The 588-nt window shown below is 42.2% G+C and carries 1 protein-coding gene; it reads right to left on the bottom strand.

What is annotated here, in order from left to right; all coding sequences use genetic code 11:
• Nucleotides 1-368: 368 nt before the first annotated feature.
• Nucleotides 369-588: hypothetical protein (locus AB4Z33_RS31165; RefSeq protein ID WP_442053598.1), on the bottom strand; the 220-nt coding region annotated here is incomplete at its 5' end.

Genomic DNA, 588 nt, shown 5'->3' on the forward strand with positions numbered 1-588 from the left:
TGCGATGCGAAGGTAATTTCGCTTTAATCAATTCATCAATAAGGATTCGAACATCTTCTGACTTCTTCTTATTATTGTATAGCTCTAAATATTTAATCATTGTTTGAAACGCTACTTTGGATGATAACATTAGATCTTCCTTTCTTCGCTTCGGGTTTCGCCTAACGTTCTCGTATTCACGACGCCCCACCACCTTAAGGTCCCAACAGGACCGGCCGCGATGCGGTTAGGTGGTGCGGGTGTGTCCGGTTGATTATGCTTCCCCGCTACTGAAATGCCTCATAGAATCCTCTTCTAACTCCTGCCGGACCGAGGGCCGAATGGCCCGATGCGTGAGTATAATGTTAGGCGAAGCCCCTCTGAGTTACTTACATTTCTCTCCTGCTATTCAGCCATTCTGCTGGATTCCACTCCGCCTCTATTGACCCTAAATTGGTTATTCTTTCATTTGGATTATTTGTATGTATAAGTGCACTTAATTGAGTCCCTTGCAATTTCGCATATCTTGATTGCCTTTGAATTATGTTAAGAACAGCTATGCTCAATTCATTATTCAGATTTGATAAAACTTCATAGTTCCAAAAAACG

The sequence above is a fragment of the Paenibacillus sp. 2TAB19 genome, assembly GCF_052115185.1.
In the GTDB taxonomy this organism is placed as follows: Bacteria; Bacillota; Bacilli; order Paenibacillales; family Paenibacillaceae; genus Pristimantibacillus.